The 23,106-nt window shown below is 36.4% G+C and carries 23 protein-coding genes and 2 pseudogenes; 20 read left to right on the forward strand and 5 right to left on the reverse strand.

Annotation, left to right across the window (positions count from 1 at the left end; translation table 11 throughout):
• Positions 1-10: 10 nt before the first annotated feature.
• The 20 genes and pseudogenes from ABWU58_RS05310 (at position 11) to ABWU58_RS05405 (ending at position 19,467) form a co-directional block, all read left to right on the forward strand.
• A complete protein-coding gene (locus ABWU58_RS05310) occupies positions 11-463 on the forward strand; it encodes a crossover junction endodeoxyribonuclease RuvC (RefSeq protein WP_353283728.1) in 453 nt (150 codons plus the stop codon).
• A gap of 103 nt (positions 464-566) precedes the next feature.
• A pseudogene (locus tag ABWU58_RS05315) lies at positions 567-1,187 on the forward strand (ParB N-terminal domain-containing protein); the annotation flags it as partial.
• 590 nt (positions 1,188-1,777) lie between these two features.
• On the forward strand, positions 1,778-2,608 hold the full coding sequence (locus ABWU58_RS05320) for a reverse transcriptase N-terminal domain-containing protein (protein ID WP_353282726.1): 831 nt from the start codon (positions 1,778-1,780) through the stop codon (positions 2,606-2,608).
• 318 nt (positions 2,609-2,926) lie between these two features.
• Positions 2,927-3,067, forward strand: a complete 141-nt coding sequence (locus tag ABWU58_RS05325) for a hypothetical protein (RefSeq protein WP_019078704.1) — start codon at positions 2,927-2,929, stop codon at positions 3,065-3,067.
• Between the two features lie 52 nt (positions 3,068-3,119).
• On the forward strand, positions 3,120-4,364 hold the full coding sequence (gene ltrA / locus ABWU58_RS05330) for a group II intron reverse transcriptase/maturase (RefSeq protein WP_353276809.1): 1,245 nt from the start codon (positions 3,120-3,122) through the stop codon (positions 4,362-4,364).
• A gap of 53 nt (positions 4,365-4,417) precedes the next feature.
• Positions 4,418-5,272, forward strand: a complete 855-nt coding sequence (locus ABWU58_RS05335) for a group II intron maturase-specific domain-containing protein (protein WP_353282764.1) — start codon at positions 4,418-4,420, stop codon at positions 5,270-5,272.
• A 339-nt stretch (positions 5,273-5,611) separates the two neighbouring features.
• The gene (locus tag ABWU58_RS05340) at positions 5,612-5,890 is read left to right on the forward strand and encodes a YggT family protein (RefSeq protein ID WP_353282795.1); all 279 of its coding nucleotides are present in this window, start codon (positions 5,612-5,614) and stop codon (positions 5,888-5,890) included.
• Entirely contained in the window at positions 5,891-8,005 is a 2,115-nt protein-coding gene (locus ABWU58_RS05345; protein ID WP_353282796.1) for an FtsK/SpoIIIE family DNA translocase, read from the forward strand.
• 154 nt (positions 8,006-8,159) lie between these two features.
• Positions 8,160-8,714, forward strand: coding sequence for a hypothetical protein (locus ABWU58_RS05350; RefSeq protein WP_353282797.1), 555 nt, complete (start codon positions 8,160-8,162; stop codon positions 8,712-8,714).
• 188 nt (positions 8,715-8,902) lie between these two features.
• Positions 8,903-9,532 carry a TRP75-related protein gene (locus tag ABWU58_RS05355; RefSeq protein ID WP_353282798.1) on the forward strand — a complete coding sequence of 210 codons (630 nt, stop codon included), beginning with the start codon at positions 8,903-8,905 and terminating at the stop codon, positions 9,530-9,532.
• A 17-nt stretch (positions 9,533-9,549) separates the two neighbouring features.
• On the forward strand, positions 9,550-10,830 hold the full coding sequence (ispG, locus tag ABWU58_RS05360; RefSeq protein WP_353282799.1) for a flavodoxin-dependent (E)-4-hydroxy-3-methylbut-2-enyl-diphosphate synthase: 1,281 nt from the start codon (positions 9,550-9,552) through the stop codon (positions 10,828-10,830).
• A gap of 111 nt (positions 10,831-10,941) precedes the next feature.
• Positions 10,942-11,307 carry a hypothetical protein gene (locus ABWU58_RS05365; protein WP_353282800.1) on the forward strand — a complete coding sequence of 122 codons (366 nt, stop codon included), beginning with the start codon at positions 10,942-10,944 and terminating at the stop codon, positions 11,305-11,307.
• A gap of 346 nt (positions 11,308-11,653) precedes the next feature.
• On the forward strand, positions 11,654-13,048 hold the full coding sequence (gene fumC / locus ABWU58_RS05370) for a class II fumarate hydratase (RefSeq protein WP_353282801.1): 1,395 nt from the start codon (positions 11,654-11,656) through the stop codon (positions 13,046-13,048).
• A 192-nt stretch (positions 13,049-13,240) separates the two neighbouring features.
• Positions 13,241-13,414: pseudogene (locus ABWU58_RS05375) on the forward strand (transposase); the annotation flags it as partial.
• 805 nt (positions 13,415-14,219) lie between these two features.
• On the forward strand, positions 14,220-15,146 hold the full coding sequence (locus ABWU58_RS05380; protein ID WP_353282802.1) for a hypothetical protein: 927 nt from the start codon (positions 14,220-14,222) through the stop codon (positions 15,144-15,146).
• 87 nt (positions 15,147-15,233) lie between these two features.
• Positions 15,234-15,695 carry a hypothetical protein gene (locus tag ABWU58_RS05385; RefSeq protein WP_353282803.1) on the forward strand — a complete coding sequence of 154 codons (462 nt, stop codon included), beginning with the start codon at positions 15,234-15,236 and terminating at the stop codon, positions 15,693-15,695.
• 102 nt (positions 15,696-15,797) lie between these two features.
• A complete protein-coding gene (gene proS, locus ABWU58_RS05390; RefSeq protein WP_353282804.1) occupies positions 15,798-17,066 on the forward strand; it encodes a proline--tRNA ligase in 1,269 nt (422 codons plus the stop codon).
• Positions 17,063-17,419 carry a holo-[acyl-carrier-protein] synthase gene (locus tag ABWU58_RS05395; protein WP_353282805.1) on the forward strand — a complete coding sequence of 119 codons (357 nt, stop codon included), beginning with the start codon at positions 17,063-17,065 and terminating at the stop codon, positions 17,417-17,419. Before proS ends, ABWU58_RS05395 begins: the two co-directional genes overlap by 4 nt.
• 137 nt (positions 17,420-17,556) lie before the next feature.
• Positions 17,557-17,730 carry a hypothetical protein gene (locus tag ABWU58_RS08120; protein WP_410542035.1) on the forward strand — a complete coding sequence of 58 codons (174 nt, stop codon included), beginning with the start codon at positions 17,557-17,559 and terminating at the stop codon, positions 17,728-17,730.
• Between the two features lie 240 nt (positions 17,731-17,970).
• Positions 17,971-19,467 (forward strand): proton-conducting transporter membrane subunit, encoded by a 1,497-nt coding sequence (locus tag ABWU58_RS05405; RefSeq protein WP_353282806.1) that lies wholly within the window; start codon positions 17,971-17,973, stop codon positions 19,465-19,467.
• On the opposite strand, the gene ABWU58_RS05410 is transcribed toward ABWU58_RS05405, so the two are convergent.
• The 5 genes from ABWU58_RS05410 to ABWU58_RS05430 all read right to left on the reverse strand — a co-directional run bounded on the left by ABWU58_RS05410 (position 19,464) and on the right by ABWU58_RS05430 (position 23,068).
• The gene (locus tag ABWU58_RS05410) at positions 19,464-20,126 is read right to left on the reverse strand and encodes a VirB8/TrbF family protein (RefSeq protein WP_353282807.1); all 663 of its coding nucleotides are present in this window, start codon (positions 20,124-20,126) and stop codon (positions 19,464-19,466) included. The two genes, ABWU58_RS05405 and ABWU58_RS05410, sit on opposite strands and share 4 nt — an antisense overlap.
• 58 nt (positions 20,127-20,184) lie before the next feature.
• Positions 20,185-20,979 (reverse strand): hypothetical protein, encoded by a 795-nt coding sequence (locus ABWU58_RS05415; RefSeq protein WP_253309489.1) that lies wholly within the window; start codon positions 20,977-20,979, stop codon positions 20,185-20,187.
• A gap of 73 nt (positions 20,980-21,052) precedes the next feature.
• Positions 21,053-21,874 (reverse strand): DNA polymerase III subunit delta', encoded by an 822-nt coding sequence (locus tag ABWU58_RS05420; RefSeq protein ID WP_353282808.1) that lies wholly within the window; start codon positions 21,872-21,874, stop codon positions 21,053-21,055.
• Between the two features lie 17 nt (positions 21,875-21,891).
• Positions 21,892-22,479, reverse strand: a complete 588-nt coding sequence (locus tag ABWU58_RS05425; protein WP_353282809.1) for an L-threonylcarbamoyladenylate synthase — start codon at positions 22,477-22,479, stop codon at positions 21,892-21,894.
• Between the two features lie 118 nt (positions 22,480-22,597).
• Positions 22,598-23,068, reverse strand: coding sequence for a hypothetical protein (locus ABWU58_RS05430; protein WP_353273743.1), 471 nt, complete (start codon positions 23,066-23,068; stop codon positions 22,598-22,600).
• Positions 23,069-23,106: the final 38 nt, after the last annotated feature.

Genomic DNA, 23,106 nt, shown 5'->3' on the forward strand with positions numbered 1-23,106 from the left:
TTGTACGTCAATCTTAACGCTAGATCTCGGCAAGCAAACCGGCTGGGCAATTCTAACAGATGGAGTAATTGAAAGTGGAAGCAAAAGCTTTCATGGTAGCCGTTTCAGTGGAGGTGGAATGTGTTTTTTAAGTTTTCACAATTGGCTTAATTCTTTGAAACATGAGTTCACTGCAGTGTACTTTGAGGAGGTGAGAAGACATTTAGGAACTGATGCAGCCCATTGCTACGGTGGGTTTCTTGCAGTGCTGTCTGCTTGGTGTGAAGAGAACAATATTCCCTACCAAGGTGTTAATGTTAAAACTATAAAACGCTTTATAGCAGGCAAAGGCAATGCAAGTAAGAGTGAAGTTATTGAAGCGATACGTGAAAAAAGTTTTTCACCTAGAGATGATAATGAGGCCGATGCTTTGGCATTAATGTTCTATATTAGTAAAGATATTAATAAGACGAAAAATCCATAAAAAGTGGGTCCTTTCAGCCAGAATGGCGGATTTGGTGGGTTCAACCCCAGGCCTTCTCTAGCGTCAGATATATTTTGAATATTAACTTTTTAATTATTAAGATATGAATTTAGCAATCCACTACTATCCTACTCGAAACCTAGTTGAATATGAGCGTAACCCACGTAAAAATGACGATGTGGTCAACAGAATGTGTGCTTCTATTCGAGAATTTGGCTTTCGTATACCAATAGTTGCAAAAAGTGATGGCACTGTGGTTGATGGTCATTTAAGACTTAAAGCAGCAAGAAAACTTGGTATGGAAAGTATACCAGTGGTCTTAAGTGATAATTTAAATGAACCACAAACTAAAGCTTTTCGATTACTGGCAAATCAATCAGCTAATTGGGCAAAGTGGGATGATGAGCTTTTAAAAGTGGAAATTCAAGAGTTAGAAGATTTGCAGTTTGACCTAAAAATGACAGGATTTGAATTGGAAAAAGTTCAAAACTTTCTTGATGATTTAGATAGTGAAGAAGAAGATCTTTCTGACTTAGTTGTTGATGAAAAAAAGGTAGAAGTAACAAAACCAGGGAATTTATGGATTTTAGGTGATCATCGAATCTATTGTGGTGATAGCTCTGTAGTTGAATCATATAAAGCGCTGTTAGATGATAAAATGGCAGACATTACTGTTTGTGATCCTCCATATAACGTTGATTATGTTGCGACGCGAAGGCGTCAGAAGTAGCTGTTTCTCAGGATTTTCTAGGTTTTCTTAGAAAGATCAAGAAGAAACCGTCCGTGTTGCCGGATGAATCTAGGGGCATGAATTAAGTAGCTGCCCTGACAATGTAACAAAGCATTATGCGGGATACAAATTGCAAAAGGCGTATTCTCCCTCAAACCATACAGAGGGTAAGTGCTAGATAGTGAATAAGGTGAAGGTAACTGAACCTGTGATAAAGACCGTAAACGTTGACAAGCGAAAGCGGTTGATACGCTTGGGCCAAAAGGCATTGGAAGCAGGAGGAACATCTCGTAGTTGTGTTCCCGTAACCTATAAGCTTCTCGGTCGACAGCAGGCACCTAAGTTCACAAGCTACTTTTGGGGAAGCGTGGAAACCCTGTACTTGCTCCCTACCATAGTGGGGACAGCAAACTGTAAGGAATGCTTATGGCAGTGCAGGTTTGGGATGTCGGAAAAAGCAAAGGTCTCACTGTAATGGTGGGAATACCAGTTGAAACATTACTGGACATAAAAGTGTGCCCACGTCCGATAGGTCTTTCTTTGTAAGAGATTTTGGAGAACTTTTTATATATGAGGAAAAGCAAATGACAACACTGACATATTCAGCGATTGGTGCATCCTCTACACCTACAATTACATGGGAATCTATTAATTGGACTAAAGTGATAATAGGTGTCAAAAAGCTCCAGATGCGTATTGCAAAGGCTGTTCGAGAAAGAAGGTACGGCAAAGTGAAAGCTTTGCAATGGATATTGACACATTCGTTTACTGCAAAACTTTTGGCTGTTAAACGAGTCACTCAAAATCAAGGAAAAAACACCCCTGGGGTTGATGGCTTAGTTTGGCGCACACCGCAACAAAAGATCAAAGCTGTTCAATCGTTAAAGCGTCGAGGATATTGCGTCCAACCGCTCCGACGAGTATGGATTCCAAAAAGAGCAGGAAAAAAACGTCCTTTGGGAATACCAACTATGAAGGATCGGGCAATGCAGGCTCTTTATCTGCAAGCACTTGAACCAGTTTCAGAATCAATTTTAGATCGTCATGCCTATGGTTTTCGGCATAAAAGATCAGCTGCTGATGCTATTGACCAATGTTTTAAAACGTTGTGCCAAAAAGTATCGGCACCATGGATCCTAGAAGCAGATATCAAATCTTGTTATGACTCCATTAGTCATGCATGGCTTTTAGAACACTGCCCTATGGATAAGAAAATTCTGAAAAAATGGCTGACAGCAGGATACATGGATAAGAACACTTTTTATATCACTAAAGAAGGTACTCCTCAAGGAGGGATCATCTCTCCTACACTGATGAATATTACCCTTAGAGGCTTAGAAAAGACAGCCCAAAAATCTGCCTTTTGGCGCGATAAGGTTAATACTACCGCCTACGCAGATGACTGTGCGCCGTAGAAACACGGAAAGTGTTGAAGCTGTGCAGTAGATGAGGGAGGGCCCCTCGGAGCCGGTTTGCAAGAGCAGGCTTCAAACAGCCATAAGCTGCTTTGGTAAAGAGCTAAGGTAGTGAGCGTTATGGAAAAGGCACAATTATGTGTCATGTATGAAATAGAGAGACGAACGCAAGTGAACCACTGATGAAGTGTCGAAAGCGTAGAGACGACGTCAAAACCAGGGGGTAGTCGTTAACCTGGGATGAATCTACAGGGAGCTTGTTTACTGGGTAGGTGGCGTCCGGCATAAAAGTGGCGTGAATCTATTTTAGGCTATTGCATGGAACTACGGGAACCTGTCGTTTCGATGAAAAGGGAGAAGTCCAAAGAGCTGATCTCTGAGGATGAGAGTACCGATGCGAAAAACAGGGGCGGATTAGCTCGTAGTAGCGAAGAAGTTTCTGTAATGGAAATGGAGTGAAGGGGCTAAGTTATTTAGTTTTAATTATTTATCAACCGAAAGGGAGGAGTTAATGAATGAAACAAAGTCTTTTGATATACCAAAGCAACTTATTTGGAGAGCTTATAAACAAGTATCGAAAAATAAAGGTGCAGCAGGTGTAGATGAGGTCTCGATAACAAAGTTTGAAGAAAATCTAAAGGATAATCTATACAAATTATGGAATCGGATGTCATCCGGAAGTTATTTTCCAGAGCCGGTAAAAGCTGTTGCGATACCAAAAGATACAGGAGGGCAAAGAATTTTATGTGTGCCTTCAGTATTCGACAGGATAGCGCAAACAGCAGCTACAATGTATCTTGAGCCGTTAGTAGAACCGAAATTTCACGAAGATTCATATGGTTATAGACCAAATAAGTCTGCGCTGGATGCGGTATACACAGCACGGAAGAGATGTTGGAAAAATGATTGGACGGTAGATCTTGATATATCTGGATTTTTCGACAATCTGGACCACGATTTAGCACTGCAGGCTATCAAGAAACACACAGACTGCAAATGGGTCATACTGTATGTTGAGAGGTGGATGAAAGCCCCCATTCAGCAAGCAGATGGCAGTAGGGTAACAAGGGATAAAGGAGTTCCGCAAGGAGGTTCAATAAGCCCAATCATTTCAAGCATATTTATGCACCATGCGTTTGATATGTGGATGAAACAAAATTATCCAACAGTACCATTTGAAAGATATGTAGATGATGCGATAGTGCACTGCAGAACTAAAAGACAGGCAGGATTTATGAAAGTAATGATTGAAGAAAGATTGGCTAAGTGTAAATTGAAGTTACATCCTGAAAAGACACAGATTGTGTACAGTAAGGATGATGATAGAAAAGAACAATTTCCTAAACAAAGCTTTGATTTTCTAGGTTATACTTTTAGACCTAGAGTAGCAAAGAATAAGATGAGGAATTATTTCATCTCATTTCTACCTGCAATTAGTAACAAAGCCAAGAAGAAGATCAAGAAAACCATAAAGTCATGGAGAATACATCGGATTACATGGACCACACTAGAGGAAATATCGAAGAAAATAGATCCAATAGTCAGAGGCTGGTTTCAGTACTATGGCAGGTTTTATAAATCAGAGATGTATCCATCTCTCAGAAATATAGAGAGATACCTCATAAGATGGGTCAGGACAAAATATAAGAAACTTCGTGATCACGGAAGACTAGCAAAGCAATTTCTAGGAAAAGTGAGAAAGAGGTCTCCAAGTATTTTCTATCATTGGACACTTGGGTTAGGATCAAAAGGCTAAATAATGGGAGCTGTATAAGCCGAGAGGTTTCCGTGCAGTTCTGCGAGAGACTGGTGGGGAAGTTCCGCCGGTCTACTCTCCTTATCATTCTCCATGAAAGTGAAGAAATTATTCTTAGAGCGAAAACTTTAGTTGAAGAGTGGTTAAAAACCATTGGGTTGGAATTAAAACATTCAAAAACAAAAGTTTCCCACACGCTCAAACCTTACGGAGAACAAAAACCAGGTTTTGATTTTCTTGGATTTACAATACGACAATACCCAATAAAACGAGGTAGAAAAGATTACAAATTGCTAATTAAACCAAGTCGTAACTCTATAAAACAGCACGGGTTAGTTATAAAACATAAACTTAAAGCATTACGCAACGCACCCCAGGAAACCGTAATAAAACAACTCAATCTTATAATAAGAGGATGGAGTCAATATTACACTCCTGCAGTGTCAAGCAAAGTCTTTGGTTCATTGGATAATGATACACACAAAAAACTTTGGAAATGGGCAGTCTTTAGGCATCATAACAAAGGAAAAAGCTGGATTAAGAGGAAGTACTTTAAAAAATACGGCAATGATAACTGGCGATTCATGTTAAATGACAATCTATACCTTATTAAGCATAAGGATCATGCTATTAAATGGCACATTAAAGTGTCAGGAGACAGATCTCCTTATGATGGGAATTGGATATATTGGGCAAACCGTTCAAGGAGAGTACCAGGAAAATCACCAAGAGTAATAAAACTATTGAAATTACAACGAGGTAAATGTAACTGTTGTCAACTATATTTTAGGTCTGACGATGTAATTGAAGTACACCATAAAGACAAGAATAGGAACAACAATAATATTGCAAATTTATCTATGTTGCATGGACATTGTCATGATTACCTACATAAGAAGTGTGCATGACAGGCACCAAATTAGAGAGAAGCCGGATGTGGTGAAAGTCACAAGTCCGGTTTTGAAGTCGAGTGGGGAGAGGTGACTTTCCTCACTTAGATAACCGCGTAAATACTTTAGAACGTATAGTAACTATCACTTCAATAAAACACAGAAGAGAATCTTATAAGAAGAAATAAAATGTACTATAAATAGTATATATATTTTTATACAGCACTCCTTCCTCCTACCTTAGGTGGCTTTGCTTAGCTCAAGAAACGAAGTTTTTTTGGTTCAGCAAAGCCAACATTTTGAGTTTGAAAAGGCTAAATACTTGTCTTTTATATAACTTTCGTGTAATAGATGTGCATGCATCCAATCATATATCTACTCAACATGTTACTTGATCTTTATAGCTTCATTCTAATATGTTGGGTTGTCCTAAACTGGCTGGTTAAACTTAATATGGTGAACATATATAATGAAACTGTCAGTAGCATAATGCACATCTTGAACCAATTGACATATCCACCACTAAAGATTATTAGAAGATATATACCACCGTTCAATGGATTAGATTTATCTATAATGATATTGCTAATAACAATTCACTTTGTAAAATATACAGTAGCTTACTACTTTAGGTAGATGTTAAAAAAATATCTAAAATCAGCAATATATCTATCCCTTTTAATATATGTATATATATCAGTTTTTAGCTACAACTATAAAGATCCTTCCTTAAACACGGCTACAAATAAGGAAGTGACAAATTTAGGTGGAATAGTAGGTTCATATTTAGCTGATATATTGGTTCAATTTCTTGGATTAACTAGTGTTACAATAGCTACAACCATAGTTTACTTGTTGATCTTCAGGCCAGCAAAAATACTGCTGAAAATTCTCTATTTAATATTAATCAATTTAGGGATATGTGCTATATTACCACAACTTTCGCTAGGCATCACTGCAAGGTACAGACACAGTGGAATAATAGGGAATGCACTCGTTAATAACTGCCCATTTTATGTATTTGTGATAGTAACATCAATAGGTCTTGTAGGATCGGTTGGTTGGAAGAGAGCAATTTACTCTCTATTCTTCTTATGTAAAAAAATAGCTTGCTTATTTGTAAATGTTCCATTCTTCAGATCACATAAAACTGCTGAGTATTCAATTGCACCATTAGTAGTAGAAGAAAAACATAGAATTACTAAACAACAACCAAAAGAAAGACAGAAAAAAGCCACCGAAGAAATTTTTAAACCTTCCAGTGAGTTCGAGTTTCCAAGCATTCATTTACTTTCTAAAGCAGAGGAGTCTTTGCAGAGAAAGCAGCTGAATGAAATGGAGAGCAATAAAAATTTATCTCTGCTGGAACAAGTCCTGAGTGATTTTGGCGTGCAAGGAAAAATTATCAGTGTATGCTATGGGCCGGTTGTGACTTTATACAAACTTGAACCACAAGCTGGTACGAAATCTGCAAGAGTAATTGGCCTTGCAGATGACATTGCACGTTCTATGAGTGCACTCTCTGCACGTATTTCAATAATTCGTGGGCAAAATGCTATGGGAATAGAGTTGCCGAACAAGGAACGAGAATTTGTAATGCTGCGTGATTTGCTTGAGTCACCAGAGTACCAAAATGCAAGCTTAAATCTCCCAATTGCGCTTGGCAAAGAAATAAGCGGAAAACCAATTATTGCAGATCTAACTAAAATGCCTCACTTGCTCGTTGCTGGAACCACAGGGTCTGGTAAATCAGTTGCGATTAACACTATGATTCTTTCGCTCGTTTATCGACTCAGTCCTGATGAATGTAAGATGATAATGATTGACCCAAAAATGCTTGAGCTTTCAATATATGATGCAATACCACATCTCATAACGCCAGTAGTAACAGAGCCAAAAAAGGCTGTTATTGCTCTTAAGTGGATAGTGAAAGAAATGGAAAATCGCTATCGCATGATGTCATACTTAAATGTGCGCAACGTAATAAACTATAACCAAAAAATCACAGAAGCGATGAATAGTGGAATAGAATTGGAGCGCGTTGTGCAGATTGGCTTTAACTCAACAACAGGCAAACCTTTGTTTGAAAAGATACCAATCAAGATGGAGACATTTCCGTATATTGTAGTGATCGTGGATGAAATGGCAGATTTGATGCTTGTTGCTGGCAAAGAGATAGAGTGCTCTATTCAACGTTTAGCTCAGATGGCTCGTGCTGCGGGAATACACATCATAATGGCAACACAACGCCCATCTGTGGATGTGATCACAGGTGTGATAAAGGCGAACTTTCCAACGAGAATCAGTTTTGCTGTTACTTCTAAGATAGATAGCCGTACAATACTTGGCGAACAAGGAGCTGAACAATTGCTCGGTATGGGTGATATGCTCTATATGGCCTCTGGTGGTAAGATCATTCGAGTTCACGGCCCATTTGTAAGTGATAATGAGGTGCAAGATATAGTTGATCATCTAAAAATGCAAGGTGAGCCAAATTATATGGAGGAAATCACCAAAGAAGATGAAAATTCTTTCGCGGAATCAGAAGGTGAAACAGAGGATGAAGAAAACGACCTCTACAATCAAGCAGTGGCCATCATTCAAAGAGATCAAAAAGTTTCAACCAGTTACATTCAACGACAACTTAGAATAGGCTATAACAGAGCTGCAAATATTGTTGAAAGAATGGAAAAAGAAGGTATTGTCAGCGCACCAAGTTACTCAGGAAAGAGAGAGATATTGGTTGAGTAGCAACCTTGTAATACCTTAATTTAAGTTTCCGCACTTTCAAAAAGCAAGTCAAATAAAATTATTAAAAGATCAATACATAATGACAGTTAATTTAATAATAATTTAAACATTTGGAATGTAAAATTATAATATATTAATTAACTAGGGGGTTAAAATGAGTGTGACTAAATGGATATTAGGCTTTGATAAGTCAGATATGGCAGCATTGCAGGAAAGTCAACAGATTGATGCTGAGCAGTTTCAAAAGGTGTTTAGTGCATTAAAAGAATGGCAAGAAGCTCAAAAGATTGATGCTAAACAGTTTGAAGAGGTATTTAGTGCGTTAAAAGAATGGCAAGAAGCTCAAAAGATTGATGCTAAACAGTTTGAAGAGGTATTTAGTGCATTAAAAGAAAAGATTGGTACTGAGCAGTTTCAAGGTATGCAAGAGCACTTAAACGGCCTGCAAGAAAAAGTGGAAACACTCACAGAAACAGTAGCAGATCAAGAAAAAACACTACTAATTTGTGCCATAGTCAGTGCTGTTGCTGCAATAGCGATAACTTCTTTTGTTGCATTCTGTATCTATCAGGGAATTAAGTGTGAAAGGGAGAAAGAAAAGAACTTGTCTCAAGATACACCGGGCACAAAACTTGACGCAGACGGTGGTACTAAACTGAATAACTTAGAAGTGAATGGCTTAAAATCTGTAAATGATATAGCTGCATAACACTCTTCTTGAGGAGGTGTTACATAACTTGTAACACCTTACACTTCTTTTAGCCTATGTAGGTTTTTTGATAGCAAGCATATCACTTTTTAGAAAAATATTTGTATTGTAAAGTTAGTAAAGATTCTGGTTTACTTAAAGTTTGTTAATTGCTATCTTTTGAAACACGATATTTACTATAGCACCATATGCTTAGGATTTTTTCTAAAGTTTTGTTTATATTAATGTTTTTGGTTTCTAGCTTTTTTACTGTGCATAGTGCTGGAGCTAAATCTAAGCTCAGTAAGAGATACATACCTCCTGGTAACCCTGGTGGTGCAAACTTTCATACAGATGAGGATTTTGCTGAGTCATATAAACTGTATGAGAAGCGTAGGGAGCTCCTCAAGAAAAAAAAGTTACAAGATCGAGCTATAAATAAAGAAGATCTAATCAAAAAATTAAAAGAGAAAAAAATTGCTAGTCTTGATAATGAGCCAAATGACATGGAAGCGTGCATAGTCGACGATGAAGAGAGCGCTATGATAAATCAGCATGGTATTAATATCGCACGTTTAAAGGGTGCTGTATTTATAGATCAAGAGCCAGTTTCCCAGTATGAAAGTAAGCAGCATGAAAATGAACAACAAGAAGGGAAGAAAGTTACTTCAACACGAGAAAAGAAAGTTTCTCCTATAAATGTCACCATAAAAGAAAATCCATCAAGAAAAACGTGCTCACATGATTCTATTGCTAATTTAGATAACGTAGGTGCTAACACACAATATAGTTTGAATGGTTCGAGTTCATTTGGGAGTGTAGCTGACACAGTAAAATAGTATCACAATTAATAAGTATGCTAGATAAAAATCTGATATTGAATGATAAAGCATATGAATTATCGCCGATTTCCAGGCACAAAACTCATGTTGTAGAAGTTGGAAAAGTAAAGATAGGTGGAAATAATCCTATAGTCGTACAATCTATGGCGCTTGGTGTGCATATAGATTCTGATAATATAAAAAATAGCGCAAAACATTATGCAAAAGAAATAATGGAACTAGCGCGTGCAGGTTCAGAGTTAGTACGGATTGCTTTGAATTCAGAAGAAGTAGCAAGGGCCATACCTTATATAGTAGAAGAGATAAATAAAGAAGGTTTTGACGGTAAAATATTGGTAGGCTGCGGTCAATATGAGCTAGATAAATTAGTTCAAGATTATCCAGACAACATCAAAATGCTGGGTAAAATTAGAATCAATCCAGGCAATATAGGCTTTGGCGACAAACGTGATGAGAAGTTTGAAAGGGTGATAGAGTATGCAATAATGCACGATCTTCCGGTTAGAATTGGAGTAAATTGGGGTAGTCTTGATAAATACCTTTTACAAAAACTGATGGATGAAAACTCTTCGCTTAGTAATTCAAGGCCTTCTGATGTTATACTGCGCAAAGCACTTGTAATGTCTGCTCTTGATAGTGCAAAAAAAGCTGAAGAAATTGGTCTAAATTCAAACAAAATAATCATTTCATGTAAAGTTAGCAAAGTACAAGATTTAATTTTAGTTTATACGGCACTTGCAAAATCTTCCAATTATGCGCTGCACTTGGGTTTAACTGAGGCTGGTATGGGCAATAAAGGTGTGGTAAATACCGCAGCAGGGCTTACTTATTTATTGCAAAATGGCATTGGAGATACAATACGGGCTTCTTTGACTCAACGTCCTGGTGAATTGCGTACTAATGAAGTGGTAGTGTGTCAGGAAATATTGCAATCTATAGGCTTGCGACACTTTAACCCTCAGGTTAATTCATGTCCTGGTTGTGGGCGCACGAGTAGCGATCGTTTTCGTATATTAACTGAAGAAGTGAATGGCTATATAAAAACTCATATGCCGATGTGGAAGAAAAAAAATCCAGGTGTAGAGCATATGAGCATTGCTGTTATGGGATGCATAGTAAATGGTCCTGGAGAAAGCAAACACGCAAATTTGGGAATCAGCTTACCTGGATATGGAGAAAAACCTGTTTCAGCAGTCTACAAAGACGGCAAGTATTTCAAAACTTTACAAGGTGATAATGTCTCTGAAGAATTTAAGGCAATTATTGATAATTATGTGAAGGAGCATTACACGTAACCTTTCACGGTTAATTAATAGATAAATCGCAAATAAAAAAGAAAATTAAACCTTGTTTTTCTTTTTTCGCTATTAATATATTTATAACACAATTGAGTTTAAATAATTGGTATGAAAACCTTTTTACGAAATTTCTTGCACTATCTTCTGTCATCCCAGTGCTTGACACTGGGATCCATATCTTTTTTTCTCTGGTCACGCGCTGGAATGACACCCAGGACGTGGTGTCACTCAAACAATAGTTGTACAAGAATCCTACTAACTTTACTATTAATTCTATTTCCACTTTTAGCATCATCTATAAGCATTGAGGACATCAAAGAAAATTGCGATTACGAATATTACCCTAAATTAGATTCTTCTTCTGCTGATGAGTTATACGTTATAAAGCGAAATTATTATAGATACGGTGAGGAATTAAAAATACTAGCAGATGAGAGGATAAAGGAGATCACTTTAGGCACTAGTGATAAATAATTGTAACCAGACTGCATTCTGTGATTTTTAGCAAAACACGATCTTTCATTTGAGCTTTCTTCAATTTAAAGTAAATACAGAAAATTGCTGCCTATAGCTAAACTGACCTTACCTTACCCAGAAAAAGTGGAGAGAAAGTTTGGAATGTTTTTTACAAAGAGAATAAACTATTTGCCATATTTTGAAAAAACGTTTTATTTTACTCCAAAAACGTCTTAACTTTCTCTCTACTTTTTCTGGGTAAGGTCACGCTTGACTACTTGGATCTAGTATGATTTAATTAACCAAGAAGTAGGCATGAAAAAATTATGTAGTGAACCAGTTTGCATAACACCAGGAGGAAAATATGGATAGAAAGACGAGAATAGAATCAGACAGCTTAGGGGAAGTAAAAGTACCAAGTGAACATTACTGGGGAGCGCAGACTCAACGTTCTTTAGAAAATTTTAAGATTGGCACAGAAAAAATGCCAGAGCCTCTGATTAAAGCATTAGCAATAGTAAAACTTGCAGCAGCACGTGTTAACATGAAGCAGGGTAGCATAGATAATAAGGTAGGGGACGCAATCTGCGCAGCCGCAAGGGAAGTAATAGATGGCAAATTTAATAATGAATTTCCGCTTGTTGTTTGGCAAACCGGATCCGGAACGCAGACTAATATGAATATGAATGAAGTGATCAGCAATCGCGCAATAGAGATTTTAGGTGGTAATTTGGGTAGTAAATCTTCGATACATCCAAACGACCATGTGAATTATGGTCAGTCATCAAATGACACCTTTCCAACAGCAATGCATATAGCAGCAGCAGAGCAAATAAACTGCTTGCTTATTCCAAATCTTGAAAAATTGCATAAGGTGCTGGATAATAAGGTTCAGGAATTTAAAAATATAATAAAAGTAGGACGTACTCACTTACAAGATGCAACACCCCTAACACTGGGACAGGAGTTTTCTGGCTATGCAGCCCAGATTAAAAAGGGGATAGAGAGAGTAAAATCAACTTTAAGTGGTATATACGAGCTTGCACAAGGTGGCACTGCAGTTGGCACGGGACTCAATACTAAAAAGGGTTTTGCTGAAGATTTTTCAAGCCAAGTTGCAGGAATTACTAATCTTCCATTTACTTCAGCAGGCAATAAATTTGAAGCGCTAGCAGCAAATGATGCTTTAGTTGAGCTCAGTGGAACACTCAATACAGTAGCAGTCAGTTTAATGAAAATTGCAAATGATATAAGGTTGCTTGGTTCTGGTCCAAGATGCGGAATTGGGGAAATAATGTTACCGGAAAATGAGCCTGGTTCTTCAATTATGCCAGGTAAAGTGAATCCAACTCAGTGTGAAGCAGTAACTATGGTGTGCACTCAAGTTATGGGAAATCATGTTGCTGTGACCATTAGTGGTTCAAACGGTCATTTTGAATTGAATGTGTTTAAGCCAGTGATAATTTACAATGTTTTGCAGTCTATAAGACTTTTAGCTGATGCAAGTTTAAATTTTACAGAAAAATGTGTAGTTGGTATTAAGGCAAATGAAGAGAGGATAAAAGATTTACTGAATCAATCGTTGATGTTGGTCACTATATTAAATACGCATATAGGGTACGACAATGCAGCAAAAATAGCGAAGCTTGCTTATAAAGAAAATATCACTCTAAAAGAAGCAGCAGCAAAACTTCAACTGCTCACTGAGGAGGAGTTTGAAAGGATAGTGAAACCAGAAGAAATGGTGAATTATTTGTAACCGTTGGGAGTGTTAAATAAACCATACGCGTCAAGTTAAGAGATTGTGAGCAAATTTAGAGAGGTTAAAGTGGATACTCTAATCCTTCACATTTGTCTTTTAATGAAAATCGTGACCAGGGAATGTTCAAAAAAGCGTGTCAAACCGAAAAAAAAGTAATAAATTGATATAAAAAATGGAGGTTTGACATGAGTCAAAAAAAGGCAAACAAACTTACATCCAGAGCTTGAAACGAAGATTTTGAGCACATTTGCCAGTGGTATGGGCTATAGAGATATAGCGTCACATGTTGAGGAAATTTATGATCACAAAATATCGGCAGCAGAGATATCAAGTATTACTGACAAATTACTACCGGTAATCAATAGACTTCTTGCATAACCATATAACATTGGGAATAGAAACGAAAAAACTTGCTTGACAAACTCCGCCAGCCCCCTTATCATGAAACTGAAGGTATTCAGTTATCTTCATCTGTGCAGATTAAACAGCAAGAAAACAACGTAGTTGGCGTCTTATTTTTAATTTTTTGCACTATGTGCACCTTATGTCTTCACAATATTTCTAGGTTTTTACCTATATAAGCTGAAACGCGCTTATAAGTCGTTTAAGACAGTATAGTACGCCAATTTGCAGGATTAGGAAGTGAACACTAATTACCACGGGGTTTCTTTTGCCTTTTTTTCTGCCTAGTAAATTTCTTAAACATTTAAACTAAGGTGAGTTGCACTTAAAAGCAGCTAAATTGCAGCGTTTAAGACTTAAAAAACGCCAAATACTGAAAATAGACAATGACCAGGGCTTCTTTTGCCTTTTTTTTGTTTGGTAAATTTCTTAATGTTTATAACTAAACGACAACCGTCATACCGCTACTTGTTAGCGGCTGAGATACCGCGAATGAATCGCGGTATGACGGTGTAGATGATGGTTAAGTATTCCGCTACTTGTTAGCGGGATCTATGCTTTGAGATACCGCGGCGGTATGACGTGTTAGCTATACCTTTTTTCTACTTAGTTTGGGTTATGCAAGAAGTCTATTGTATAGCTATTGCTGGTCGTATATTACTTATAGCTCATCTATTCAAACTGTAACTTTATTTTTCATAATTAATTATTGACACTGTTGATAATCTAGTTATTGTTAATATTGTATTGGTTAATGAGGTAAAAAATGTCTACATCTAACCTTAAAATTTCAATTGCTGCTTTATCATTATGTGTATCTGCCGTTGCAATTTATATACATCTTCCTTATGTTATTGCAGCAGTTTCTGGTTCTGGTGCAATTGAAGCACTTCCCTTAGCAATTTTTACTATTTCTGCGATTGTTGCACTGGTTTCAGCAATATATCTTATTAGACTGGCCGTTTCTAGAGCTGGTGATGAGAAAAAAATAGATCTTATTAAGCAAGATAGAGGATCACAGACAGAAGTTAATAGTGGTACTAGTTTGCAGGATAAATCAAGTGTGCCTACTTCTCCTTCACGGTCTACGCAAACATGTGATACAGCAGCTTCTCAAGTACCACAAGAAAAGCCTGTTAAGCACGATAGAGGATCACAGACAGAAGTTGACATGTGTAAAAATTGTACTAATCCGGGAGATAACCCTGTTAAGCACGATAGAGAATCACAGACAGAAGTTGATAGTGATACTAGTCTGCGGGATAAATCAAGTGTGCCTACTCCTACACCGCCTCCAGTAACGTTTGGAACACAACCAAATCCAAGTGTCAGTGTACCACCGCCGCCACCTCTGCCAACTCCTGAGCAATTGAATCAAGCAGGTGGTACTGCTCGAGAAAACAGTGCTAATACTACTGATGAAAAACCTCCTGTTGGTACTACACAAAAAAACGCTTCCCATGCTAAATTCACACCCCCGAAAGGGCAAGTAGCTGTTAGTCTGGATGATATTACAAACACAAGGGCAAAACTTAAGAAAGTACATACTACTACGCAGGGGCAAAAGCAGGATGGAGGAGATAGTAACTCAAAAAATATAGCTTTAATAACCCTTGCAAGTGAACCAGACATGCGATCCTCAGATAGTGAAAGCAACCTTTCTGACCACGAGAATGATTGGGATGCTGATTAGAATGAACAGAACCCTACTGTTGTTGAAGTACCTGTTACAAACGCTACTGTGCAACAAAAAAGCCAAAGTGATCCTCTGCCCAATGTAATGAATACTACAAACCCAGGTCATAGTAGCTTCAAAATTGAGAAGGGAGGTACTCAGCTAACACAGGAAGAGTTGAATAAGCTTTCTAAGAGGAGAAAAGCCATGGCACCCTCAGATAGTGAAAGTGAGCATTCTAGTTATGATAGCAATTCAAGCTGGACTACAGATGAAGATGAAACGGAAAAGTCTACACCTTCAAACCTCAAATCAAACGATGTAAAAAGAAGCGAAAGTCCTGACAGTGGTCGTGGGTCTGGTGGTGAAGAATCTAAACCCACATCTCCGTTACTGCTTAAGCCTGCTAATTTACAAACGAAACCTCAAGCTCCTCTTGTAAACAAAGAAAGTGATGTAAATAGTAAGGTGCAAGATCCATCTACTCTTCCTTTTAAGGATCTTATGGCAAAGTTTGGTGAAAAAGCGTTGCGATACCAAAAGGAAAATGTTGTACAAGGACTATGATAACTATGAAATGGTCAACCACGCACTTCCCTTCCTTTTCAAAATAAGTTTACCTACAGGTCTGATTGTATTAAGATTGTTTAATACAATCAGGTCTATTATATGCGTTTATCCAAATATTACCTGCCAACTCTAAAGGAGAAACCTGCCCATGCTAAAATTATCTCCCATCAATATTCTTTACGTGCAGGTTTAATAAAACAGGTAGCATCTGGCATCTATATGTGGTTACCACTTGGTCTCTTAGTGCTTAAAAATATTGAAGATATTATCAGAGATGAAATGAACAAATCCGGTGCAATTGAAGCATTAATGCCTTGTGTGCAACCGGCAAGTCTTTGGCGAGAATCAGGGCGTTACGATGATTACGGTAAGGAAATGTTGCGTATAAGGGATAGGCATGAGGAAGACATGCTTTTCGGTCCAACTCATGAGGAGGTGGCAACTGATTTAATTAGAGATGTGGTAAAAAGTTACAAAGATTTGCCACTTTGTTTGTATCATATCCAGTGGAAATTTCGTGATGAGGTAAGACCACGTTATGGTGTTATGAGGGGCAGGGAATTTTTGATGAAGGATGCATATAGCTTCGATGTAGATTACGAAGGTGCACTGAATTCATATAATTTGATGTACAAAACTTACATAAAAATCTTCAAACGCATGGGACTTACTCCAATTGGAGTTCGAGCTGATACGGGGCCAATTGGAGGAAATTTGAGCCACGAGTTTCATATATTGGCAAACACTGGTGAGAGCACTTTATATTATGACAATAAATTTTCTGAACTACTGGAAAGTGAAGATGTTGAAAGTTTAAAGAGCATATACGCAGTTGCAGATGATATGCATGATCCTAAAACTTGCCTTGTGCCGCAAGAGCAGTTAAATGTTAGCAAGGGTATTGAAATAGGGCATATTTTTTATTTTGGGGATAAATATTCAAAGCCTATGAAGGCAAGTGTTACTTCTCAAGATGGAAAAAATGTCAATATACATATGGGTTCGTATGGCATTGGGGTTTCAAGGCTTGTCGGTGCAATAATAGAAGCTTTTCATGATGATAAGGGAATTATCTGGCCAGAAGCGGTAGCTCCTTTCAGAATTGGTTTAATCAATTTACAAACGAAAGTAACGGAGGCTGCAGATAAAATATACAAAGCTTTGAAAAGTGATGAAGTGCTTTACGATGATACGGAAGAAAGTATAGGAGTAAAATTTTCTAGAATGGATCTGATAGGCTTGCCGTGGCAAATAATTGTTGGAAAAAAGGCAATAGATGAAAATATAGTTGAAGTAAAAAATAGAGCAACTGGAGAGGTAAAAGAAATGCAGATTGAGGAAGCAATAAATCGCTTTAGCACAAAATGATACGCGGTATCGGCACTGACATAGTATATATACCAAGAGTATTGAGAATATTACAAAAATACGGGGAAAAATTTCTCAATAGAATCTACACTGAAAAAGAAATAGAGCTAAGTAGAAAGTATAATAGTCAAGAAATGCGAGCAAGGCATTTTGCTAAACGCTTTGCAGCAAAGGAGGCTTTTATTAAAGCACTAGGCAGTGGTCAGGGTATTACAATGAAAGATATAGAAATATACAGCGATGTAAGAGGAAAACCATATATTGCTGTCAGAAAGGATTTTATCTCCAAAATTCATCTTTCTCTGAGTGACGATGGAGATTACGCTACTGCATTTGTTATAATTTGTGGCTAGCAGATATTGTTTCAATTTATGCAGTTGATTTTATGCTATCTATATAGCTAAACTGACTTACGACAATTTGAAAAACCGTCATTCCGCTACTAGTTAGCGGATGAGATACCGCGAATGAATCCACAGCTGTACGAACATTGCAATATGGGCCTACCAGGAGGGTGTCATCCCAGTGCTTGACACTGGGATCCAGTTTTCTTTACAAATTCACCAAAAGTGCTTCATTCTATAACGCAAAACCCATACTCACCAAACCCAATGCATTACTTGCAATTAAGTTTCCTGTATCCCAGTGTCAAGCACTGGGATGACAAGAAGAGGGTACTTGGATAAGAGGCATTGCCCTCCTGGTAGGCCCAAATTGCAATGTTCGTACAGTTATGGAATGAATCGCGGTATGACGTAACGACAAATTCGTCATCCCGCTACTTGTTAGCGGGATCTAGAGATACCGCGGCGGTATAGCTATAGCATACACAAACAACTAAAAAAACATGGCGGTTTTTCTATGATTTGAGTATAATTCTAGCTTTACCTAAACAGAAAATTTAATGGACTATATTTTAATGTATCTTTCCTTACCATTTTCAATTACTGAGAATTATTTATTAATTACTGCGTTGATTCCGCTTTTAAGTGCGTTAGCTATTTTTTTTACTGGTAAATGGCCCAGAGTGAACAATAGTATTACTGTCACTTCTTCTGTATTTCTGTTTACGTATACGTGTCTGTGTACTTTATATTGGGTATATGGTGATCATTCTCAATTTATTCTCATGGATTTTGGTAATAATTTGCACATTAGTTTAAAGCTAGAGTCTACCGGAGTAATATTCAGTTTATTAATATCGTTTTTATGGATACTAACCAGTATATATGCAATATGTTATATGCAGAATAACTATGCTGATAGCAATCACTCAAGTTTTCTATGCTTTTTTTCAATATCGATTAGCTGTGCAATGTTTATTGCTTTTTCTGGAGATTTGCTCACTACATTTGTTTTTTATGAGCTTCTAACTATTAGTACATACCCTCTGGTTACTTACAACTCAACAAATGAATCAATGATTGCAGGACGCTATTACTTTGGCGTGCTATTTTTCTCTTCTTTGGTATTATTTTTTCCTGCAATAGGCCTTTTATATAATGAATTTCATACTTTAGACTTTGTAAGTGGTGGAATATTCAAATTTGATACTTCACTCATCACTTTCATTGCAGTGTGTTTTGCTATGCTGATTTATGGAATAGGAAAAGCTGCATTAATGCCAATGCATTTTTGGTTACCAAAAGCAATGGTTGCACCAACTCCTGTGAGTGCACTATTACATGCTGTTGCTGTTGTGAAATCCGGAGTTTTCATCATCATAAAAGTTATATTATACACTTTCGGCGTCGATAACATGCAACGTTTTGTGCAGCAAAATTGGTTCGCTGGAGGGTGGCTTCCGTACGCTGCTGGATTTACTATTATTACTGCATCATTGATTGCATTAAAGCAAAAAGAATTAAAGAAATTGCTTGCTTATTCTACCATCTCTCAATTGTCGTATATTATATTATTTGCTTCAATTTTTAGTGAGCTCAGCATGAGGGTTGCAATTTTTCAATTAGTTTGCCACGCATTTGCAAAAATCACTTTGTTTTTCGTTGCCGGAGCAATAATAACGAAAATAGGTGAGAAATATATAGATAAGATTCACGGTATAGGACGCAGTATGCCAATTAGCATGACAGCATTTGCTATAGGTGCATTGTCTATGATAGGGGTGCCACCTGCTCCGACTTTTTGGGGTAAATTTCTCATTTTTCAAGCTGTTTTCAACTCTGGCAATGTAATACTTTCTGTGTTTGTAACTCTAGTGTTAATTGTTAGTACTATACTTAACGCTCTGTACTTTTTACCGATAATTTACAATGCCTTTTTCTTAAAACCTTCTCAGAATTACTTTATTAAAAAAACGCCAATTCTTCTAGTTTTGCCTCCAGTTATTACCGCTACATGCACTTTGGTTATTTTTTTTAGCTACCAAGTAATATTTTAAAATCTGTATTTATAACCATTAACAATAAATTTAAATGGTATTATACCAGCCAGAGTTGCTTTTATATTCGACAAAGTGAAGCTAATCTCCACAGTATCCTCCTTATTTTGCTCGGTTGTAAAAACTACAGTAGCATTTCCAGCAAATGTAACTAAGTCCTTGGTCGATCGATCAATAGATAATGTTATTACATTTATGTTGGCAATTTTTCTTTTGGATGAAGGTGAACTAACAGCTTCATTGTTCGTTTTTTTCTGAAAGCCTTGATAGATTTTATGTATAGAATTGTTTCTTATAAAATTTTCTTGGTACTTCGGTTCAACGATCTTAATGGACTCATATATTTCAATGTATTTACTTATTAAGTACCTCGCTGTGGAAGTATATTCATCTTCCTTTTTACTGAAACTAAGCTTATGCATTACAGAGAACTCATCTTCTGTGTGGTTCATGTACTTCACAAAATTTAAATCTTTTTTAACAGGAAATAACAGGTATATGTTTAATATTAATAAACATAAGCATACTAGGAGAAGCGATACTATTAATGCCATCCAAGATCTTTCTGCTACACAAAACAGATACCTATGGCAGTACCATTCGACTGCTTTACTGAAATAACTTTTGTTTTTTACTGATTCAAGCAATTTATCTTCCATAACACAATGCTACCAAACCCAATTATAATAACAATAAGATTAGATACTCTAAAAAACTTTAAAATATGTCTAAATTTTCCAAAATAGGATGAATGATTATATCACCTTGTTCCGCAATAAGGTAGAATTTATCGATTTTGCTCACATCTACATTGATCATTTTTACACTGAAATTTTCAGGATTGTAAATATTACTTTCAGCACTTTTGTGATAATTATAATAATGTAATTTATTTTGATCATCAAAATAACCAAATTCATCAGCGAGGGTTCCCACTTTGCTACCTTTACCACTTTTGACTAGCTCAAATAGATCAATTGCATGGTTTTGAGATCCAGGCTCAATAGGCCCTTCTGCAGCAAAAAACTTAGGTGCATGACCAACGTATTCCTTAAATTTTAGATTATGAGTCTTTTTTACACTACCAAAATCCACAAACTTATATTCATCTGAAACGCCAGAATATTGTGGATCATACTTTTTATATTCAAAAAACTCATTACCTAAAAAATTACAAAACGTTAATTTATAATCATCATGATCGGATTTAACGACTTTAAGGTAATGAAAATCTCTAGGAATCTTTACTTCCTCTTCCGTGATATGATTACGTACAACAAGCTCACCATTTAGCATATGATAGCCAATTTTTGGCAAAGTAGCTATATTGATTGCCTTGTTTAGCTTAAAATTTGCCTCATAAATGCCGCTTAACAACTCCTTTCCTTTTTCTAAGGTGACATCCTGGTCTAAAGCTATATTCTTGATTGAACTTAATTCTTTCTGCATGTTTAGTATGGCTTTCGTCAAAACTTCTATTGATTGCCATACAGTTAATTTATTATCAGTCAAATTATATACTTCGAGTATTAAATTAACAGAATTTTATCATGAATTTATGTTAAAAGTATTATACTTTGTAAACTTATGTCATGATATTAACTACATTAGCTAAAACATGCTTTTTATCTAAGTGAAGTTGCTTAGCAACAACGAAAAGTTCATCTATTTTTTTCCACTGACCTAGTAAAATTTCAACACCATTTACCTCTCTCTTTATGCTTTCTAAAATGAAGGCCTGAATTATATATGATGCTAGTTCTAGTTCGATTTCGCTATTAATTACTTTATTAATCATATTGGGATTCTTTAAATCATGAAGAAATTTATAAAAGCATTTGTATGCTTCATAAGCATCACTACTTATTGCATTTATTATCATTCCTGGCATTCCAGGAAATAAAGTAATCATTTCGTCAAACGTTTGATCATCAAATTTACATTGAGATGAAGCAACTTGCTTTGTTTCGTCATAAGTTAATGGAAGTAAATTTAGCTGAAAGCACCTACACTGGATAGTAGTTTGTATATCATATGGCTTATGGCTAATTATAAATATCTTAGAATTTTTTGGCGGCTCTTCTAATATTTTCAATATTGCGTTTTTAGCGTTATTAGTCATTGCCTCTAAGCTATCTATTATAGCTATTTTGTGTTCTGATTGAATGGGACTTAAGTGTAGAAAGTTTTTCATTTCTCTGACTTTTTCTATTCCGATAGTATCACCTTCAACAATGTGTAAGTCCAATGCTACTTCATTATAGCTTTTTATGAGTAACCAATTGGAGAAGGATTTTGCAAGTGTTGCTTTTCCTATACCTTTTTTACCACAGATCAGCCAAGACTGAACAGATAAGTTGTTCATTAATTTTTTTTTGGCCTGGTTGTGACCTATTACTTTTCTCATTCTTTCTCCTATAGACCTTAGTTTGAAAATGCATTGTTTACTGTTTGTAATAAAATTGCACCTTCCCTTAAAACCTTAATCTTATCTTCGGTTAAGTCAATAATAGTAGATTCTATACCAGAAACTAATTCATTATCTTCAATCACTGCAGATAAATGTTGCTTAATGGATTGTGGTATATCGTCTGCCTTACATACACTTTTTTTTCCTGAAATATTTATACTAGTTGCAACTATTGGAACTTTCAGTTTGTTTAGTATTGAAATTGCAATAGGATGCTCAGGGATTCTGATGCCTATACTATCTTTAAAGAATTCGTTTGGCAATATGTTGTTGTTTTTAAGTGGTAAAATGTAGGTAATTGGTCCAGGAGAAAAGTGATTTACTAAACCAATATACTTTTTCTCTAGCTTTGCTATTCTCATCAAGCTGCAAATATCACTAACAAATATAGACAGTGGTTTATTTTGAGAGCGTTTCTTTATCTGATATATTTTTCCTATAGATTCATTATTTAATGCATTACAAGCAAGAGCATACACTGTTTCTGTTGGAAAACACACTAACAAGTTGTTCTGTATTGCATTTATTATTTTAGATACCATATAGCTAAAAACTTATTCATAACAACTAGATCAGTTTTGTTGCATTGTATCTTATATAGTAACTGCTAGTTTTTGTGAACGTAATGCAACGCAGCTTACCATTTGTTATGCAGATTTGCTACAACCCAAACTCTTCATTGACTTTATCAACTATTGCCTGTGGTGGATCCTCTCCCCATCCTGAATACAAAATCTCTCCATAGTCTGCAACATCTATAGAGCCAGTTCTGCTTTTTGCTAGAAACATTTCTCTTTTCTCTTTATCAACTAATACATAATGCCACGCTGATTTTCCACGATCTTTACCACGGACTAAATATATAAGATCTGACCTACTTCTTTTTGTTGCATCAGCAAAAGATCTTTCATTGACAGTTCTGCTTTTACTTTTTATGCCACCACTTTCAGAAAAAGCTTCCTTGGATTCGGTTTTTTTGTTTGCTAATTCAGAAATTTTCCCTTTTTCCCCTAATGCCCGTTCTTTGGTGTTTTGAGACGAATACTTACTGGAAAAACCTTCCCCTGTACCGCCAGGAGTCCTGTTTGTGAAACGCTTAGTAAATGAATTATTGTCGTTGTTTTCTGCCATAAAAATCTCCAAACTTTAGATTGTAGAATCCAAATTTT

It is taken from the genome of Wolbachia endosymbiont (group A) of Pogonocherus hispidulus (assembly GCF_964028195.1).
Taxonomy (GTDB): domain Bacteria; phylum Pseudomonadota; class Alphaproteobacteria; order Rickettsiales; family Anaplasmataceae; genus Wolbachia.

What these genes read in the sequence shown, in the direction of transcription:
- ltrA (WP_353276809.1), top strand. Translation starts at nt 3,120, where the DNA reads ATGAATGAAACAAAGTCTTTTGATATACCAAAGCAACTTATTTGGAGA.
- ABWU58_RS05355 (WP_353282798.1), top strand. Translation starts at nt 8,903, where the DNA reads ATGCTTAGGATTTTTTCTAAAGTTTTGTTTATATTAATGTTTTTGGTT.
- ABWU58_RS05350 (WP_353282797.1), top strand. Translation starts at nt 8,160, where the DNA reads ATGAGTGTGACTAAATGGATATTAGGCTTTGATAAGTCAGATATGGCA.
- ABWU58_RS05345 (WP_353282796.1), top strand. Translation starts at nt 5,891, where the DNA reads ATGTTAAAAAAATATCTAAAATCAGCAATATATCTATCCCTTTTAATA.
- ABWU58_RS05395 (WP_353282805.1), top strand. Translation starts at nt 17,063, where the DNA reads ATGATACGCGGTATCGGCACTGACATAGTATATATACCAAGAGTATTG.
- ABWU58_RS05425 (WP_353282809.1), bottom strand. Translation starts at nt 22,479, where the DNA reads ATGGTATCTAAAATAATAAATGCAATACAGAACAACTTGTTAGTGTGT.
- proS (WP_353282804.1), top strand. Translation starts at nt 15,798, where the DNA reads ATGCGTTTATCCAAATATTACCTGCCAACTCTAAAGGAGAAACCTGCC.
- ABWU58_RS05365 (WP_353282800.1), top strand. Translation starts at nt 10,942, where the DNA reads ATGAAAACCTTTTTACGAAATTTCTTGCACTATCTTCTGTCATCCCAG.
- ABWU58_RS05340 (WP_353282795.1), top strand. Translation starts at nt 5,612, where the DNA reads ATGCATCCAATCATATATCTACTCAACATGTTACTTGATCTTTATAGC.
- ispG (WP_353282799.1), top strand. Translation starts at nt 9,550, where the DNA reads ATGCTAGATAAAAATCTGATATTGAATGATAAAGCATATGAATTATCG.
- ABWU58_RS05430 (WP_353273743.1), bottom strand. Translation starts at nt 23,068, where the DNA reads ATGGCAGAAAACAACGACAATAATTCATTTACTAAGCGTTTCACAAAC.
- ABWU58_RS05325 (WP_019078704.1), top strand. Translation starts at nt 2,927, where the DNA reads ATGGAACTACGGGAACCTGTCGTTTCGATGAAAAGGGAGAAGTCCAAA.
- ABWU58_RS05405 (WP_353282806.1), top strand. Translation starts at nt 17,971, where the DNA reads ATGGACTATATTTTAATGTATCTTTCCTTACCATTTTCAATTACTGAG.
- ABWU58_RS05385 (WP_353282803.1), top strand. Translation starts at nt 15,234, where the DNA reads ATGAATACTACAAACCCAGGTCATAGTAGCTTCAAAATTGAGAAGGGA.
- ABWU58_RS05380 (WP_353282802.1), top strand. Translation starts at nt 14,220, where the DNA reads ATGTCTACATCTAACCTTAAAATTTCAATTGCTGCTTTATCATTATGT.
- fumC (WP_353282801.1), top strand. Translation starts at nt 11,654, where the DNA reads ATGGATAGAAAGACGAGAATAGAATCAGACAGCTTAGGGGAAGTAAAA.
- ABWU58_RS05320 (WP_353282726.1), top strand. Translation starts at nt 1,778, where the DNA reads ATGACAACACTGACATATTCAGCGATTGGTGCATCCTCTACACCTACA.
- ABWU58_RS05420 (WP_353282808.1), bottom strand. Translation starts at nt 21,874, where the DNA reads ATGAGAAAAGTAATAGGTCACAACCAGGCCAAAAAAAAATTAATGAAC.
- ABWU58_RS05410 (WP_353282807.1), bottom strand. Translation starts at nt 20,126, where the DNA reads ATGGAAGATAAATTGCTTGAATCAGTAAAAAACAAAAGTTATTTCAGT.